Genomic DNA, 15017 nt, shown 5'->3' on the forward strand with positions numbered 1-15017 from the left:
CAGGCTCCAGGGCGATGAGGTCGCGGTGGATTCTGCGCCTGCGGGGCGCCTATCGACGATCGGGGAAGGTCCCGGGCAGCGGCGCCAGCGAAGAGGCGCCGGGTCCGATGGGCGCGAGCGGGAGGCAGCGATCCGGTGACGGATCGCAGAAGCTGACATCGATGAGGTCGGTGGATGGGCGCCGTGGGCGCAGGATCAACTGCGGCACGCGCGGCCAGCGTGCCAGGAGCACGCGCTCGATGACGGCGCGAGGCACGGTGGGCAGCCGGACGGACAGCCACTCGACGTCCTTGAAGCGGGTCATCTCCAGGCCTTCCCAGTCGATGAACGCGGGCGGATCCTGAAGGATCAGCGTGGCCTGCGGGTGAAGGCCGGTCGACCGCGCCGTGAGCGCGAGGTGGGCGCAGGCCGCCTCGCAGAGGCCGTGCACCTCCACGCGCCTGAACACGAATGCCGCATGCAGGGCGAGCCGCGTCCTGATGGGCCGGCCGCCGCGCAGATCCTTCAGATGGATCGCGTCGACACCAGGGCGGCGCAAGGCGTCGTCGATCCGCTCGACGGCCACGTCGTCAAGCACGCCGTCACGTATCCAGAGGTCGGAGCCATCCCGGTCAATGCTGATCGCCAGCGCATCCGACGCGGCACCGATCGCCGCGGCGAATCCCAGCCGCCTTATGAGATTCATCCACATGGGCGCGTCGGTCACGCTCGCGGCCGCATCGGTTCGAAGACGTCCCGCAGCGCCCGTTCGGGCGCGCGCCGGATGCAATTCTGACCACCCGGCATGCCGCCAGGGCCCCTCGGCGCGGGAGCCCGCCTTGCCCGCCCAGGGCCACACCCGTCCCAGCCGCTTGCCGGAGAGCCTCATGCACCATTTCTCGCCTCGCAGCCTTCGCACCACCGATCTCATCCGCGAATCGCTGATCGCCGGACTCGCTTCCGGCTTGCTCTCCGCCGCGGCCGTGGCCTGGGGCAGCCGCGCCGGCGGCCATCGCGCGGTGGCGGGCCTCAACGCGCCCAGCCATTGGCTCTGGGGCGACGAGGCGCTCGAGTCCGACGCCTGCAACCTGCGCCATACCGGCGTCGGCGTCGCGACGCACGTCGCCTCGGCCCTGTTCTGGGGCGGGATCTACGCCCTGATGCGCGGCTGGCATCGGCGGCCGACGCCGCTCAACGCGGCGACCGACGCGGTCATCCTGACCGGCGCCGCGGTGGTCACCGACTACCTGCTCGTGCCCCGGCGCCTGACGCCGGGCTTCGAGGCCCGGCTCACGCCGCGCCGGCTGGGCATCGTCTACCTGGCGCTTGCCGGTGGACTGGTGCTCGGCGCAGTGTGCAGCGAGCGGGACTGAACCCGCGCGCTGGCGATGATCGGGCGCGGCGTGCCGCGCCCGACCGCGGTCACTCGATCGACAGCAGCGTCACCGACCGCGCCGGCAGGCTGAGCGACGCGCCCAGCGTCGCCTTCTGTCCGGTCATGACGTCGGTGGCGGTCTCGCCGCCGCGCAGCATCTCGGTGAAGCGCGTCAGGTCCAGCTCCCGCGCCTCGCGCGCCTTGTTCAGCACCAGCATCAGCCGCTTGCCGCCCAGGCCCTTCGCCGCGTCGTAGCGGAACAGCACATAGGCCTCGTTCAGCGGCGCGTACTGCATCAGCGCGCCCTCGTGGACCAGCCGCTCCGACTTGCGCCAGTTCAGCAGCCGCTTCAGCCAGGCCTGCGCGCCGGCCTGGCGCTCGCTCAGGCCCGCGCCGGTGAAGGCGTTGACCGCGTCGCCGGCCCAGCCGCCGGGGAAGTCCGCCCGGGCCGCGCCGTCGTCGCGGTGGCGCGGGCTGGTCATCAGGATCTCGGTGCCGTAATAGAACTGCGGAATGCGGCGCACCACGCTCAGGAAGGCCCAGGCCATCTTCGTCAGGTCCAGGTCCTCGTGCAGCATGCTGTACAGGCGCGGCGTGTCGTGGTTGCCCTCGAAGAGCACCAGGTTGGCCGGGTCCGGATAGACGAAGTCGTGCGCCAGGCCCTCGTACAGCCGCGTGAAGCCGCCATCGTGCGAGTCGGCCTGGTTCAGGCCGGCCAGGATGGCCTCCTGCATCGGGAAGTCCATCAGGCTCGGCAGCGACGACACGTAGCCATCGTGGTTGCGCTTGCCCGCCTGCCAGTACGACACCACCGCGGGATGCGGGCTCCATTCCTCGCCGACGATGTTCAGCTTCGGATACTCGTCCTTCAGGCGGCGCGACCAGGCGGCCAGGAAGTCCTTGTCCGAATAGCTGTAGGTGTCGGTGCGCACGCCCGCCAGCCCCGCGCTCTCGATCCACCACAGGCTCATCTGCGTGAGGTAGGTCGCCACCAGCGGCTGGCGCTGGTTGAGGTCGGGCATGTCCGGCGTGAACCAGCCGTCGCTGAAGCGCTTGCGGTCGCTCGGCGCCGCGTAGGGATCCTGCAGCGACATGCGCGCGTGATGCGTCTCGGTGTAGCGGGGCCAGACGTTGACCCAGTCCGCCGTCGGCAGGTCGGCCATCCACCAGTGGTGCACGCCGATGTGGTTCAGCACGATGTCCTGGATCAGCCCCAGGCCGTGGCGCTTCGCCTCCGTCGCCAGGCGCATGAAGTCGGCATTGGTGCCGAAACGCGGATCCACCTTGTAGAAGTCGGTCGCCGCATAACCGTGGTAGCTCCACTTCGGGCTGTTGTTCTCGGACAGCGGCGTCGGCCACAGCATCGTGAAGCCCATGCCCGCGATGTAGTCGAGGTGCGCGGTCAGCCCGGCGAGGTCCCCGCCGTGCCGTCCGCCCGGATCGTCGCGCCGCAGGCCTTCGGCCATGCCGGGCACCTCGTCGTTGCGCGGGTCGCCGTTGGCGAAGCGGTCCGGCACCACCAGGTAGATCGCGTCCTTCGGCCCGAAGCTCTCGCGCTGCGCCGAACCGGGCGCGCGGGCGCGCAGCGGGTAGCGGTGCTCCAGGACCGTCCGGCCCTCCTGCTGGAGCTGCAGCGTCAGCGTGCCCGGCTGCGCGCTGGGCGCGATGCGCAGGTCGACGAACAGGTAGTTGGGGCTGTCGCCCCGCCGCGTGCCGACCAACGTCACGCCGGGCGCCGGCACGAGCGCGACCTGCAGCGCGCCGATGCCGGCGCCGTGCAGCATCACCTGCAGCTCGGGGGACTTCATGCCGACCCACCAGTCCGGCGGCTCGACGTGGTCGAGCGTGACGTTGGCGGGGATGGAGACGGAAGCGGCCGTCGCGGCGGCGGCGGGAGTGTGCGTCATGGCAAGCAGGCTCAAGGCGAGGGGGAGGAGGGAGGCGAGGAAGGAGGCAAGAGGTGCGGCGGGACGGGTCGGAGCGATCATCGTGCCCGTCCTTCAGCGCAGGCGGAAGACCTGCACCGACAGCGGTGCGGCGGTCAGCGTCAGGCGGCCGGTGGCGTCGACGCGGGGCGCTGGCATCGGCGGCCGCTCCGGCGTGGAGGCGGTCGGATGGAGCCGGCGCAGCGGGCGTTTCGCGCTCAGCCCGGCGAGCGCAACCTGTGCCGCCTCCTGGCCGTAGTTGATGACGACGAGCACGCGCTCGCCCCGGTACGCGCGCTGGAAACTCAGCACGCGGCCCTGCGCCAGCGGCGCTTCGTAGCTGCCGCGCGCCAGCGCCGGCTGCGTGTTGCGCAGCGCCAGCATCGCCTTGTAGAAATTCAGCAGCGAGCCCGGATCGGCTGCCTGCGCCTGCGCGTTGTGCGTGGCGATGTTGGGCGCCGCCGGCCGGAAGGGCGTGCCGGAGCTGAAGCCGCGCGCGTCGCCGGTCCAGCTCATGGGCGCGCGCAGCGGCGCGTCGCCCGGCAGGCCCGCGACACCGGCCTGGCCGATCTCCTCGCCGTAGTAGAGGAAGGGCGTGCCGGGCAGCAGCAGGTAGGTGGCGGCGGCGAGCTTGTAGCGTGCCTCGTCGCCCTGGAACTGGTCCCAGGGGCGCCGGCCCGCGAAGATGTCGTGATTGCTCAGCATCGTCGCCATCGACAGCGGCGACTCGGTGAAGAAACGCGCGACCCGGGCGACCGCCTCGTCGGCGCCATCGCCGCCCTTGGCCGCATCGATCACCGCGCGCTCCAGCCCGAAGGCGAAGGCGCTGCCGCAGATCTCGGGCCGGGTGTAGACCTTGGGCTCGGCCGTCGCCTCGCAGACGACGAAGCGATGCGGATAACGCTTGATCAGCCGCGCGAAGTCGCCGGTGAGCGCGCGGCTCTCCGGCTGGTCGTTCCAGTCCCTGGCGCTGTTCTCGATCAGGTGCGGCACCGCGTCGAGGCGGTAGCCGTCCAGGCCGCGGTTGAGCCAGAAGCGCAGGCTGTCCGCGTGGTACTTCACCACCGCCGGGTTGCGCATGTTGAAGTCGGGCATGTCGGGACCGAAGGTCGCGAAGTAGCGCGGCGAGCCGGCCGGCGCCAGGGGCGTCGAGGTCGGCTTGGGGGGCTTGGCCGGCTTGGGGGCGCTGGCGCCTTCGGGCGGGTCGGGCAGATCGGGCACCTGCTCGCCGGGCAGGTACCACGGCGTGTGGCCCCAGATGTCCCACTCCGCCAGCTCCGCCAGCGGCTGGGGGCTCCACACAAACCAGTCGCGCCACGGACTGGCCGGATCGGCGGCCGCGGCCTGGAACAGCGGATGCTCCCGCGCGCCGTGGTTGATCACGTAGTCCATGACCACGCCGATGCCGCGCCGGTGGGCCTCGCGGATCAGTTCGTCGAAGTCGGCCAGCGTGCCGTACTGCGGCTCGATCGCGCGGTAGTCCGTCGTGGCGTAGCCGTGGTCGTGGTCGGCGCTGGCGGTGATCGGCATCAGCCACAGGCCCTTGACCCCCAGGTCCTTCAGGTAGTCCAAGCGCTGCGTCACGCCGCGCAGGTCACCGATGCCATCGCCGTCGCTGTCCTGGAAGCCACGCACGAAGATCTCGATGAACGGCCCGTGCTGCCAGCCCTCCGGCAGCGCGCTGCGGCCCAGCCGCTCCGGCACCGGCGACAGGTCCACCGGCGCGGCGGGCGCGGCGCCGGCGCCTGTCGCCGTGAGCAAGGCCAGCGTCGCCAGGGCGGCGGCGAAGGCGAGGGGGCGAGGCGTCATCTCGCGGTCTCCTGATCTTTGGGTTTGTAGCAAAAGTACAAATCTCGGTGAGGCGGTTGTGAGTTCTTTGAATACCGCCGCGGCGCAGCATAGAAGGATTGAGTAGTGATGGGAAGTCCTGATCCTCCTGATATGTAGTTTTGCTACCATCCAAAACCGAACCCGCTGCCAGCCCTCGGGATGGCCTCGGATCAAAAAACAACAATTCGATGGAGATCCGATGGGCGTTCGTCCGACCCCGTGCCTTCCGTGGTGCCGTCCCTGTTCCCGTCCTCGGTCCGGGTTCCGCTCCGGTCTCCGGTCGCGTATGGCGGCCGTGATCCTGAGCGGCCTGGCGACGCTGCCCGCTTGGGCGTCTCCGATGGGATCGCCCGACGCGGCGTCGGGCCCGGCGCTCGCCGCCTGCGATGCCGGACCGGTGACCCTGCTGCGCGCGCAAGCGCCGGCGCTCAAGGCGACGACGGACGCGCCGCAGCCCGTCTGGCTCGATGACCGCCGGATGCGTTGGCCGGCGCTGACGCTGGGCGCGGGACAGGTCGTGCGCTTTCATCATTCGGCCGCAGGCGCGCTCGATGTGGTCGATGGGCGCCTCACTGGCAGCGATCTCAGCGGCGCCCTCGAACCGGCGAAGGACGCTCCGGACGCCGAGGTCGCCGCGCAGAGCGCCTACCTGGGCGCGGGCCTGGACTTCACCATCGATCCCGCCGTCGACCGGCGCACGCTGCATCGCGGCCAGACGCTGATCACCGTGGAGGACGACCAGGGCCGCGTGCTGCGCTGGAGTCCGGCGCAGACGGCCCGGGCGCTCGACGTACTCCATGCCGCCGCGGAGGAGGAGCGCGCGCTCGGTGTCTCGCTGACGCCGGCCGGCGCCAGCTTCAAGCTGTGGGCGCCGACCGCCGATCGCGTCGAGCTCTGCCTCCACGACGGCCCCGACAGCGCCGCCCGCGCCCGCCTGCCGATGACGCGCGACGAGCTCACCGGCATCTGGTCCGCCGCCCGGACCGGCGTGCGCAGCGGCGCGTACTACCGCTACCTCGTCGAGGTCTTCGTGCCCGGCGTCGGCCGGGTCCGCAACCTGGTGACCGATCCCTATGCGGTCAGCCTCTCGGCCGACTCGGCGCGCGCCTATGTCGCCGACCTGTCCGAGCCCCGGCTGCAGCCGCGTGGCTGGGCGGCCAGCCGAATCCCCGACCGGGTGAAAGCGACGACCGACATGGTCGTCTACGAGCTGCATGTGCGCGACTTCTCGCGCGACGACCCGACCGTCCCCGCGGCGCAGCGCGGCAAGTACCTCGCGTTCACGTGGAGCGACTCGGCCGGCATGCGCCATCTGCGCGCGCTGAGCCGCGCCGGCCTGACCGACGTGCACCTGCTGCCGGTCTTCGACCTGGCCACCGTGCCCGAGCGCGGCTGCGCGGTTCCGCGCGTGCCGGCGGCCGCGCCCGACAGCGATGCGCAGCAGGCCGCCGTCATGGCGGTCGCCGATGCCGACTGCTTCAACTGGGGCTACGACCCCTACCACTACAGCGCGCCCGAAGGCAGCTTCGCCAGCGACGCGAACGACGGCGCGGTCCGCGTGCGCGAGCTGCGCGCGATGGTGATGGGCCTGCATGCGGCCGGCCTGCGCGTGGGCATGGACGTCGTCTACAACCACACGACGGCCGCGGGGCAGCAGCCGCATTCGGTGCTGGACCGCATCGTCCCCGGCTACTACCAGCGGCTGGACGCGCGGGGGCGTGTCGAGCGCTCGACCTGCTGCGACAACACCGCCACCGAGCACCGGATGATGGGCAAGCTGCTCATCGACTCGGTGCTGCTGTGGGCGCGGGAGTACAGGATCGCGTCCTTCCGCTTCGACCTGATGGGCCATCAGCCGCGCGCCGTGATGGAGCGCCTGCAGGCGCGGCTCAAGCGCGAGCTCGGCCGGGAGGTGCAGCTGATCGGCGAGGGCTGGAACTTCGGCGAGGTCGCCAACGGCGCGCGCTTCGTGCAGGCCTCGCAGTTGTCGCTGAACGGCACCGGCATCGGCACCTTCAGCGACCGCGGCCGCGACGCGGTGCGCGGCGGCGCGGCGGGCGACGACGCGGCGACCTCGATGCGCCGACCCGGGTTCCTCGTGCCCGCGTCCGCCGACGACACCGCACGCCGCGAGGAATGGCTGCGCCAGGGCGACCTGCTGAAGCTGGCGATGGCGGGCACGCTGCGCGGCTTCCCGCTAGCGACCGCCGACGGCCGGCAGGTGACCGGCGAGCGCCTGCCCTACGGCGACCAGCCGGCCGGTTATGCGTCGGTGCCGGCCGAGGTCGTCAACTACGTCGAGAACCACGACAACCAGACGCTGTTCGACGCCCTGGTGCTGAAGCTGCCGCGCGCCACCAGCGCCGAGGACCGCGCCCGCACCCAGGCCGTCGCCCTGGGCATCAACGCGCTGAGCCAGGGGATCGCGTATTTCCATGCCGGCGGGGAGTTGCTGCGGTCCAAGTCGATGGACCGCAACAGCTACGACTCGGGGGACTGGTTCAACCGGCTCGACTGGACCGGCCGGGACAACGGCTTCGGCGCCGGCCTGCCGCCCACGCGGGACAACGGCGCGGACTTCGCGCTGCTGCGTCCGCTGCTGGCCGATCCCGCGATCAAGCCGGGGCCGGCGGTGATCGACTGGACGCGCCGCGTGTTCCTCGACCAGTTGCGCCTGCGCGCCAGCACCCCGCTGTTCCGGCTGAACGAGCCGAGCGAGATCGCGCGGCGGCTGGTCTTCCACAACACCGGGCCGGCGCAGCAGCCGGGCGTGATCGTCGGGCGACTGGACGGCGCGGGGCGCGCGGACGCGGTCTTCGACCGGGTGCTGTACGTGGTCAATGCCACCGCGGCGCCGGCGGCGCTGACGATCGCTGCCGAGGCGGGGTTCCCATGGCGGCTGCATCCGGTGCAGCGCGCCGCCGGCGCCGCCGACGCGCGGATCCGCCGGGAGGCCTCGGCCGACGCGCGCGGCGCCTTCCGCGTGCCGGCGCGCAGCGTGACGGTCTTCGTGGTCGAGCGCCGCTGAGGGCCTCGTTCACGCCGCCTATCCCCGTCTTCGTCGCACGGAGGTGCGCGCGCGGCGCGGCAGGACTAGCATGGTCGCCAGCGGCCCTGTCAGAGGCCGCGTCGGAGACGGTCATGGGAACGATCCACGCGATCCACGAGGTCCACCCCGCAGCATCCGGGATCTCCCGGGGAGCGGCGCATCCAGCGCATCCGGCGCGCGCGCCGGGGTGGCGGGCGACGCTGCTGGCCGCGCCGCGTCGCGCCGGCCTGGCGCTGATAGCGGCCCTGGCCCTGGGCTTGGTTCTGACCGGCTGCGCGTCGGTGGGCGACGAATCGACGGCGGCCCGGGTCGACACCGCGCCGCTGATCCATGACGAACTCTTCCCGCCCTCGCGCGACGTGATCGATCCGGCGCAGGTGATGACGATGTCGCCCAAGATGCGCGAGTTCCTGCGCGCCCGGCTACCCAACGCCGGCAGCGGCACGCTGATGACGGAGACCCGCGACATGCGCCACATGTTGCTGGATGCGCTCTACACCCGCGGCGAGCTGCAGCTCGAGTACGACGCCGAGACGACGCGCACTGCCGCCGAGGCTTTCGACGCCAAGGCCGGCAACTGCCTGTCGCTGGCGATGATGACGGCGGTCTTCGCCCGCGAGGCCGGCATGCCCATCATGTTCCGGCAGATCTACGACGAGGAGCAGTGGAGCCGCGTCGGCGACCTGCAGGTCGTCTCGGGCCACGTCAACATCGCGCTGGGCCGGCGCAAGTCGGACTTCCGCGTGATCGGCAACGACGAGCCCTCGCTGGTGGTGGACTTCCTGCCCGGCGCGCAGATCGCGCGCCAGCGCGCCATGCCGCTGGAGGAGCGCACCATCGTCGCGATGTACTTCAACAACCGCGCCGCGGAGCTGATGGCGCAGGCCCAGCTCGACCGCGCCTACTGGTACGCGCGGGCCGCCTGGCTGCACGAGCCGCGGCTGCTGGCGGCGCTGAACACGCTGGGCGTGATCTACCGCCGCCATGGCGACACGGCGCTGGCCGAGCGCGCCTTCCGCGCGGTGCTGGCCCGCGAGCCGGCCAACGTGCAGGCGATGGCCAACCTGGCGCAGGCGCTGCGCCTGCAAGGCCAGCTCGCCGAGGCGGAGCAGCTCGAGACCCGGCTCGCGCAGATCCAGCCCTATCCGCCGTTCAAGTTCTTCGACCTCGGCGTCGCCGCGATGAAGGCCGGCGAGTACGCCCAGGCCCGCGACCTCTTCGCCAAGGAGATCGCGCGCTCCGCCTACTACCACGAGTTCCATTTCTGGATGGCGCTGGCCAACGTCGGCCTGGGCAAGTGGGACGTGGTGCGCGAGGAGCTCGCCAAGGCCGAGGAGTACAGCGTCACCCAGCCGCAGCGCCGCCTGTACGCGGCCAAGCTCGAGAGCCTGAAGGCGCGGATGGAGCGGACGTCGACGAAGCTGCGTTAGGTCGCGCCGCCTGTCGCGCTGCCCGAAGCGCTGCCCGCCGCGCGAGAGACATCCGGTCCCTCGCCAGGCGTATTCCTGTGGCCGACGGTCGCAGATCGCCCGGCCGTGAAGAGAAATTCGTGATTCTGTGCACAATCCGCCGCCGTTTGACCAGCCTTGGGGAGGGCTCATGCAAATCGCGGTGGTGGACGACGACATTCATCTGCTAGAGCTGTTGTCGAGGACCGTGGCATCGATGGGGCATGTGCCCCACCGTTTCGCCGACGGCGCGAGCCTGCTGCAGGCGATGCGGCGCCAGACCTTCGACCTGCTGCTGGTGGACTGGGAACTGCCCGGCCTGTCCGGCGTGGAGGTCGTGCAGACGGTGCGCGCCGAGGGCGCCGGCATGCCCATCGTGATGGTCACGCATCGCGATGCGGAGCGGGACATCGTTCAGGGACTGACCAAGGGCGCCGACGACTACGTCGTCAAGCCGGTGCGCGGCGCCGAACTCAAGGCGCGCCTGCTGGCCCTGCTGCGTCGCGCCTATCCCGAGCAGGGCGGCGTGCAGCGCCATGGCGCCTTTGAATGGCGCGCGGCCACGCGCGACTGGCTCAAGGACGGCGTGCCGGTCGAGCTCAAGCCGCGCGAATTCGACCTGGCCGCCTGCCTGTTCCGGCAGATCGGGCGGGTGCTGTCCCGCAGCTACCTGATGAACGCCGTCTGGGGACGGGACGACGAGGTGCCGACGCGGACCCTGGACACCCACATCTCGTCGATCCGGCTGAAGCTGGGCCTCCGGCCCGAGCAGGGTTATCGACTGGGCGCCGTGTACGGCCATGGCTACCGGCTGGAAGCGCTGGAGCACGCCGAGGCGCCCGCCACGCCGCCGGCCGCGCCGTCCCCCGATGCCGAGGCCCGCGCGACGCGGGACCTGCCGGTCCGCGAGTCCAGCGAATGAGCCGCGCCCCCTCGAGCGTGCTGGTCGCGGCCTTGCTGACCGCCGGCGTCCTGTCGACCGCCGGGGCGCAGGGCGCGGACACCGTCGCCCATGTCGTGCAGCGCGGCGAATCGCTCTATCGCATCGCCCAGGAGCAGCTGGAAGAGCCCTCGCGCTGGCCGGAGCTGGCGCGGCTCAACCGCATCGCGCGTCCCTCGCGGCTGCAGCCCGGACAACGCCTGCTGTTGCCGCTCGCGCTGATGAAGGGCCAGGCGAGCCCGGCCACGGTGGCCTACGTCCGCGGCGGCGTGCTGGCGGACGGCGTCGCCCTGCGCATCGGCGACCGCATCGCGGAGGCCGCGACGCTGACCGTGCCGGCGCAGGGTTTCATCAGCGTGACGCTGGCCGATGGCTCGCTGCTGCAGCTGCAGTCGGGCTCCGTCGCGCGCCTGGTCCGCCTGCGCGAGCTGCCGCGCGAGACGCGCAACACCTTGATCGAGCTCGATCGCGGCCGGATCGACCTGCGGGTGTCGCCGCAGACGCCCGGGTCGCGCTTTCGCGTCCGCACGCCGCTGGCGACCGCCGGCGTGCGCGGGACCCGTTTCGGCGTGACGATGCCGGCGCAGGGCGGCTTGACGGCTGCTGACGTGATCGAAGGCCGGGTCGCGGTGGAGGCCGCGCGCGGCGCTGCGGCGGAGACCTCGGTCTCGATCGGCGAGGGCGCCGTGGTGCGCGCGGGGCGTTCGCCCGAGCTGCGGACCCTGCCGCCCGCGCCGCCGTGGGCGGACGAGCTGCGGCTGGAGAGCCTGCCCGGCGAGCTGCCCATCGGTGAACTGAGCGCCGACCAGCAGGTGCGCGTGGAGATCGCCGATGACGACGCGTTCACGCGGGTCGTCGCCACCCTGCAGGGCCGGCCGCCGCTGTCGGTGCCGGTGCTGCCCGACGGCCGCTACCGGATCCGCGGCCGGCTGCTGGATGCGGACGGCCTGTTCGGCCGCGAAAGCACGGCGCGGCTGCGCATCAAGACCCTGCCGCATGCGCCGATCGCGCGCGAACCGGCCCAGGGGCAGGTCCTGCCGCCCGCGCCCGTGACGCTGCGATGCACCGAGGTGCCGGGCGCGCAGGGCTACCTCTTCCAGGTCTCGACCGATGCGCGCTTCGAGCGCCCGCTGCTGGAGCGGCAGGTCTCCGGCGCCGCCTGCGCCTTCGAGTGGGCCTCGGCGCCGATCGGCGTGCTCCACTGGCGCGTCGCCTCGCTGGCGCCCGAGCCGGACGGCACGCTGGAGCGCGGCCCGTTCGGCGACCCGAGCCGGCTGGAGATCCGTCCGCTGCCGGTGGCGCCCGCGGGCGCCGAGCTGTCGCTGCAGGGCGACCGCCTGCACTGGGCCGGCGCGGCGGGGGCCCGCTACCGAGTGCAGGTGGCGCAGGACACCGGCTTCGAGCGGATCCTGTCCGACGTCGAGGTCGACGCGCCCGAGGCGCGCCTGACCCTGCCCACCGGCTGTCGCTCGCTGGCGGTGCGCCTGCAGGTCATCGATGCGCTCGGACGCCGCTCCGCCTTCGGCGCGGCGCGGCTGATCAGCGGCGAAGGCGGCCTGTGCACCGAGGACGGGGCAGCCGTCGGCGCCACCGCCGGCGCGGTGCGCATCGGACGCTGATGCGCAGCGCCTGGCTCGCCGACGCCCGCTTCCGACGCCGGCTGCACGCGCTGGGGTGGGCCTGCTTCATCGGCGCCGTGGCTGGCGCCGGCGCGCTGGGGACCTCGGGGGTGGGGCGGCTGGACGCGCTCATCACGGACGCCTTCCTCCACTGGTCGCCGCGCGCCCTCCCGGACGACGTGGTCATCGTGGCCGTGGACGACGCCAGCCTGGCGGCGCTCGGGCGATGGCCCTGGCCGCGCGACGTCCATGCCCGCCTGCTGGACCGGCTGACGGCCGCGGGCAGCCGCGCGGTCGGCCTGGACCTGATCCTCTCCGAGCCCGACCCGGCGCACGACGCGGCGCTCGCCGCGGCCCTGCGTCGTCATGGACACGTGGTGCTGCCGCTGCACTTCACGCCGGGCCAGATGCTGGGCCAGACGCCGGGCGGCATGGTGTCCCTGCCGGTGCCGGCGCTGGCCGGCGCGGCGGCCGGCCTGGGCCAGCTGCATGTCGACCGGGATGCCGACGGTCTGGTGCGGGCCCTGTTCCTGAGGGAGGGCTTCGGCAGCGTGAGCTGGGACCATTTCGCCGTGGCGCTGCTGCGGCAGGCGCGCCCCGGCATCGACCTTCCCGAGCCGGCGCCCGACCCGGCGGATGGGACGGGAGCGGCGGGAACGGCGGGAACGGCGGGAACGGCCGGACGGGCAGGACGGGCGGAGGCCGGTCGCTGGAACCGGTCGGCGCGTTTCCTCATCCCGTTCGCCGGACCGCCCGGCAGCGTCCGGCGCGTGTCCTACGTCGACGTGCTGCGCGGCCGGGTGGACGCCGCCACCTTCAAGGGGTCGACCGTGCTGGTCGGGGCCACCGCGCCGGGTCTGACCGATGCCTATCCCACCCCGGTGTCGCGCACCGAGGCGCTCATGCCGGGCGTGGAGATCACCGCGCAGGCCCTGGTCGCGCTGCGCGAGGGAAGGACTCTGCGCCCGCCGACGTGGTGGCAGGGCGCCTTGCTGGCGGTGACGCCGCTGCTGCTCGCGCTCGCGGTGCTGCGCCGGACGCGGCCGCGCGTCGGGCTCGGCGTGGCGCTTGGCCTGATGCCGGCGATCGTGGTGCTCGCCTGGGCGCTGCACCATCTGGCCGGCGTGGTGTGGGCGCCGTCGGCGGCGCTGGCGGGCCTGGCGCTCGTGATCCCGCTCTGGAGCTGGCAGCGCCTGGAGACCGCGCTCGCCTACCTCGAGCGCGAGTTCCACCGCGTGCGGGAGCGGCTGCCGCCGCGCGACGGCCTGGCCGTCTCCGCGTCCGGGGGCGATCCGCTGGACCGTCGCATGGCCGCGCTGACCGCGGCGGCGAGCCGGCTGCGCCAGCTCGAGGGCCAGCGCCGGGAGGCGATGGATTTCCTCTCCCACGACCTGCGCGCGCCCTTGTCCGCGACGCTGGCCCTGATCGAGCTGGCCGACGCCGGCGCCGACGCCGACGCCAACGGAGCGACCCTGGCGGCGATCGAGGTCCAGACCCGGCGCGCGCTGGCGCTGGCCGAGGGTTTCGTCGAACTGGCCCGGGCGGAGGCGCCCGAGGCGCTGCGGACGGCACCTCTGGACCTGCGCGACGTGATCGTCGAAGCGGTGGACGGCGCCTGGTCCGAGGCGCGCCAGCGCGGCGTCGCGATCGAGACGCGCGTGCCGGACGAGGAGGCCGTCTGCGACGGCGACGCGGCGCTGCTGGTGCGCGCCGTGGGCAACCTGGTCGACAACGCGTTGAAGTACGGCCGCGCCGGCGGCGTCGTGCGCTGCGAGCTGTCCCGGACCGCGACGGGCTGGCGCATCGACGTGGCCAGTCAGGGCGAGCCGCTGGCGCCGACCGAAGCCGCGCCACTGTTCGACCGCTTCGCCCGCGCCGCGGGGGGCGCCGCGCGCGCCACCGCCGGCGCCGGCCTCGGGCTGGCCATCGTCCGCTCGGTGGCCCGGCGGCATGGCGGCGACGCCGGCTGGCGCCCGGCCGACGACGGCAACCTGTTCTTCATCGAGCTGCCCCGCGCCGCCGGCTGACGGACCAAACGTCAACAATCGTCAGCGACGCTGGTCCCTCCCGCAGGCCCTTCCTACAGTCCGCCCGCCGCTGTTCCTGCGGCACGAACTGGGAGAAGGATCTTGAAAGCGCTCATCGCCGAATTCATCGGCACGTTCTGGCTGGTCCTGGGCGGTTGCGGCAGCGCCGTGCTGTCGGCCGCCTTTCCGGAATCGGGCATCGGACTGCTCGGTGTCTCGCTGGCCTTCGGCCTGTCGGTGCTGACGATGGCGCATGCGGTGGGACCGCTGTCCGGCGGCCACTTCAATCCGGCGGTGACGGTCGGGCTGTGCGTGGCGGGGCGCTTCCCGGCGCGCGGCGTGCTGCCCTACATCGTCGTGCAGGTGCTGGGGGCGGTGGCCGCGGCCGCGGTGCTCGCCGTGATCGCCAGCGGCAAGCCGGGCGTCGACCTGGCCGCCGGCGGCTTCGCCGCCAACGGCTACGGCGCGCACTCGCCGGGCGGCTACTCGCTGGCGGCGGCCGCGCTGACGGAAGTCGTGCTCACCGCCTGCTTCCTGCTGGTGATCCTGGGCGCGACCTCGCGCCAGGCGGCGCCCGGCTTCGCGCCGCTGGCGATCGGCCTGGCGCTCACGCTCATCCACCTGATCAGCATCCCGGTCACCAACACCTCGGTGAACCCCGCGCGCAGTGCCGGCGTGGCGCTGTTCGCCGGCGACTGGGCGCTGGGACAGCTCTGGCTGTTCTGGCTCGCGCCCATCGCTGGCGGCGTCATTGGCGCCGCGGTCGGGCGGGTCCTGTTCGACGCGCCGTCGGCGCCGGCCGGGGCGCCGCGATGAAGCGCCTGT

At 72.8% G+C, this 15017-nt stretch carries 10 protein-coding genes; 7 read left to right on the forward strand and 3 right to left on the reverse strand.

Annotated features, from left to right (window positions below):
* Positions 1–49 precede the first annotated feature (49 nt).
* Entirely contained in the window at positions 50–868 is an 819-nt protein-coding gene (locus FHT38_RS05915; protein ID WP_221213982.1) for a hypothetical protein, read from the reverse strand.
* Here FHT38_RS05915 and FHT38_RS05920 point away from each other — a divergent pair.
* Entirely contained in the window at positions 867–1352 is a 486-nt protein-coding gene (locus FHT38_RS05920; RefSeq protein ID WP_091723425.1) for a hypothetical protein, read from the forward strand. The two genes, FHT38_RS05915 and FHT38_RS05920, sit on opposite strands and share 2 nt — an antisense overlap.
* Before the next feature lie 49 nt (positions 1353–1401).
* Here the strand turns inward: FHT38_RS05920 and FHT38_RS05925 are convergent, their stop codons facing one another.
* Both FHT38_RS05925 and FHT38_RS05930 read right to left on the reverse strand, forming a co-directional pair.
* The gene (locus FHT38_RS05925; protein WP_183490641.1) at positions 1402–3261 is read right to left on the reverse strand and encodes a glycoside hydrolase family 13 protein; all 1860 of its coding nucleotides are present in this window, start codon (positions 3259–3261) and stop codon (positions 1402–1404) included.
* A 93-nt stretch (positions 3262–3354) separates the two neighbouring features.
* Positions 3355–5088, reverse strand: coding sequence for an alpha-amylase family glycosyl hydrolase (locus tag FHT38_RS05930; RefSeq protein ID WP_255488611.1), 1734 nt, complete (start codon positions 5086–5088; stop codon positions 3355–3357).
* Positions 5089–5449: 361 nt separating this feature from the next.
* Between FHT38_RS05930 and FHT38_RS05935 the strand changes: the two genes are divergently transcribed.
* The 6 genes from FHT38_RS05935 (at position 5450) to aqpZ (ending at position 15008) form a co-directional block, all read left to right on the forward strand.
* A complete protein-coding gene (locus FHT38_RS05935) occupies positions 5450–8137 on the forward strand; it encodes an alpha-1,6-glucosidase domain-containing protein (protein ID WP_221213739.1) in 2688 nt (895 codons plus the stop codon).
* Between the two features lie 113 nt (positions 8138–8250).
* On the forward strand, positions 8251–9588 hold the full coding sequence (locus FHT38_RS05940) for a tetratricopeptide repeat protein (protein ID WP_183490647.1): 1338 nt from the start codon (positions 8251–8253) through the stop codon (positions 9586–9588).
* A gap of 169 nt (positions 9589–9757) precedes the next feature.
* On the forward strand, positions 9758–10528 hold the full coding sequence (locus tag FHT38_RS05945) for a response regulator transcription factor (protein WP_183490649.1): 771 nt from the start codon (positions 9758–9760) through the stop codon (positions 10526–10528).
* Positions 10525–12165, forward strand: a complete 1641-nt coding sequence (locus tag FHT38_RS05950) for a FecR domain-containing protein (protein WP_183490651.1) — start codon at positions 10525–10527, stop codon at positions 12163–12165. Before FHT38_RS05945 ends, FHT38_RS05950 begins: the two co-directional genes overlap by 4 nt.
* On the forward strand, positions 12165–14192 hold the full coding sequence (locus tag FHT38_RS05955; protein ID WP_183490653.1) for a CHASE2 domain-containing protein: 2028 nt from the start codon (positions 12165–12167) through the stop codon (positions 14190–14192). The genes FHT38_RS05950 and FHT38_RS05955 overlap by 1 nt, the downstream gene beginning before the upstream one ends.
* 102 nt (positions 14193–14294) lie before the next feature.
* Positions 14295–15008, forward strand: coding sequence for an aquaporin Z (gene aqpZ / locus FHT38_RS05960; RefSeq protein ID WP_183490655.1), 714 nt, complete (start codon positions 14295–14297; stop codon positions 15006–15008).
* Positions 15009–15017: the final 9 nt, after the last annotated feature.

This window comes from Mitsuaria sp. BK041 (assembly GCF_014193085.1).
Classification (GTDB): Bacteria; Pseudomonadota; Gammaproteobacteria; order Burkholderiales; family Burkholderiaceae_C; genus Roseateles.

Bases quoted from the DNA above. Each gene is read 5' to 3' on its own strand.
- FHT38_RS05920 (WP_091723425.1), top strand. From the start codon at position 867: ATGCACCATTTCTCGCCTCGCAGCCTTCGCACCACCGATCTCATCCGC.
- FHT38_RS05915 (WP_221213982.1), bottom strand. From the start codon at position 868: ATGAGGCTCTCCGGCAAGCGGCTGGGACGGGTGTGGCCCTGGGCGGGC.
- FHT38_RS05925 (WP_183490641.1), bottom strand. From the start codon at position 3,261: ATGACGCACACTCCCGCCGCCGCCGCGACGGCCGCTTCCGTCTCCATC.
- FHT38_RS05930 (WP_255488611.1), bottom strand. From the start codon at position 5,088: ATGACGCCTCGCCCCCTCGCCTTCGCCGCCGCCCTGGCGACGCTGGCC.
- FHT38_RS05935 (WP_221213739.1), top strand. From the start codon at position 5,450: ATGGGATCGCCCGACGCGGCGTCGGGCCCGGCGCTCGCCGCCTGCGAT.
- FHT38_RS05940 (WP_183490647.1), top strand. From the start codon at position 8,251: ATGGGAACGATCCACGCGATCCACGAGGTCCACCCCGCAGCATCCGGG.
- FHT38_RS05945 (WP_183490649.1), top strand. From the start codon at position 9,758: ATGCAAATCGCGGTGGTGGACGACGACATTCATCTGCTAGAGCTGTTG.
- FHT38_RS05950 (WP_183490651.1), top strand. From the start codon at position 10,525: ATGAGCCGCGCCCCCTCGAGCGTGCTGGTCGCGGCCTTGCTGACCGCC.
- FHT38_RS05955 (WP_183490653.1), top strand. From the start codon at position 12,165: ATGCGCAGCGCCTGGCTCGCCGACGCCCGCTTCCGACGCCGGCTGCAC.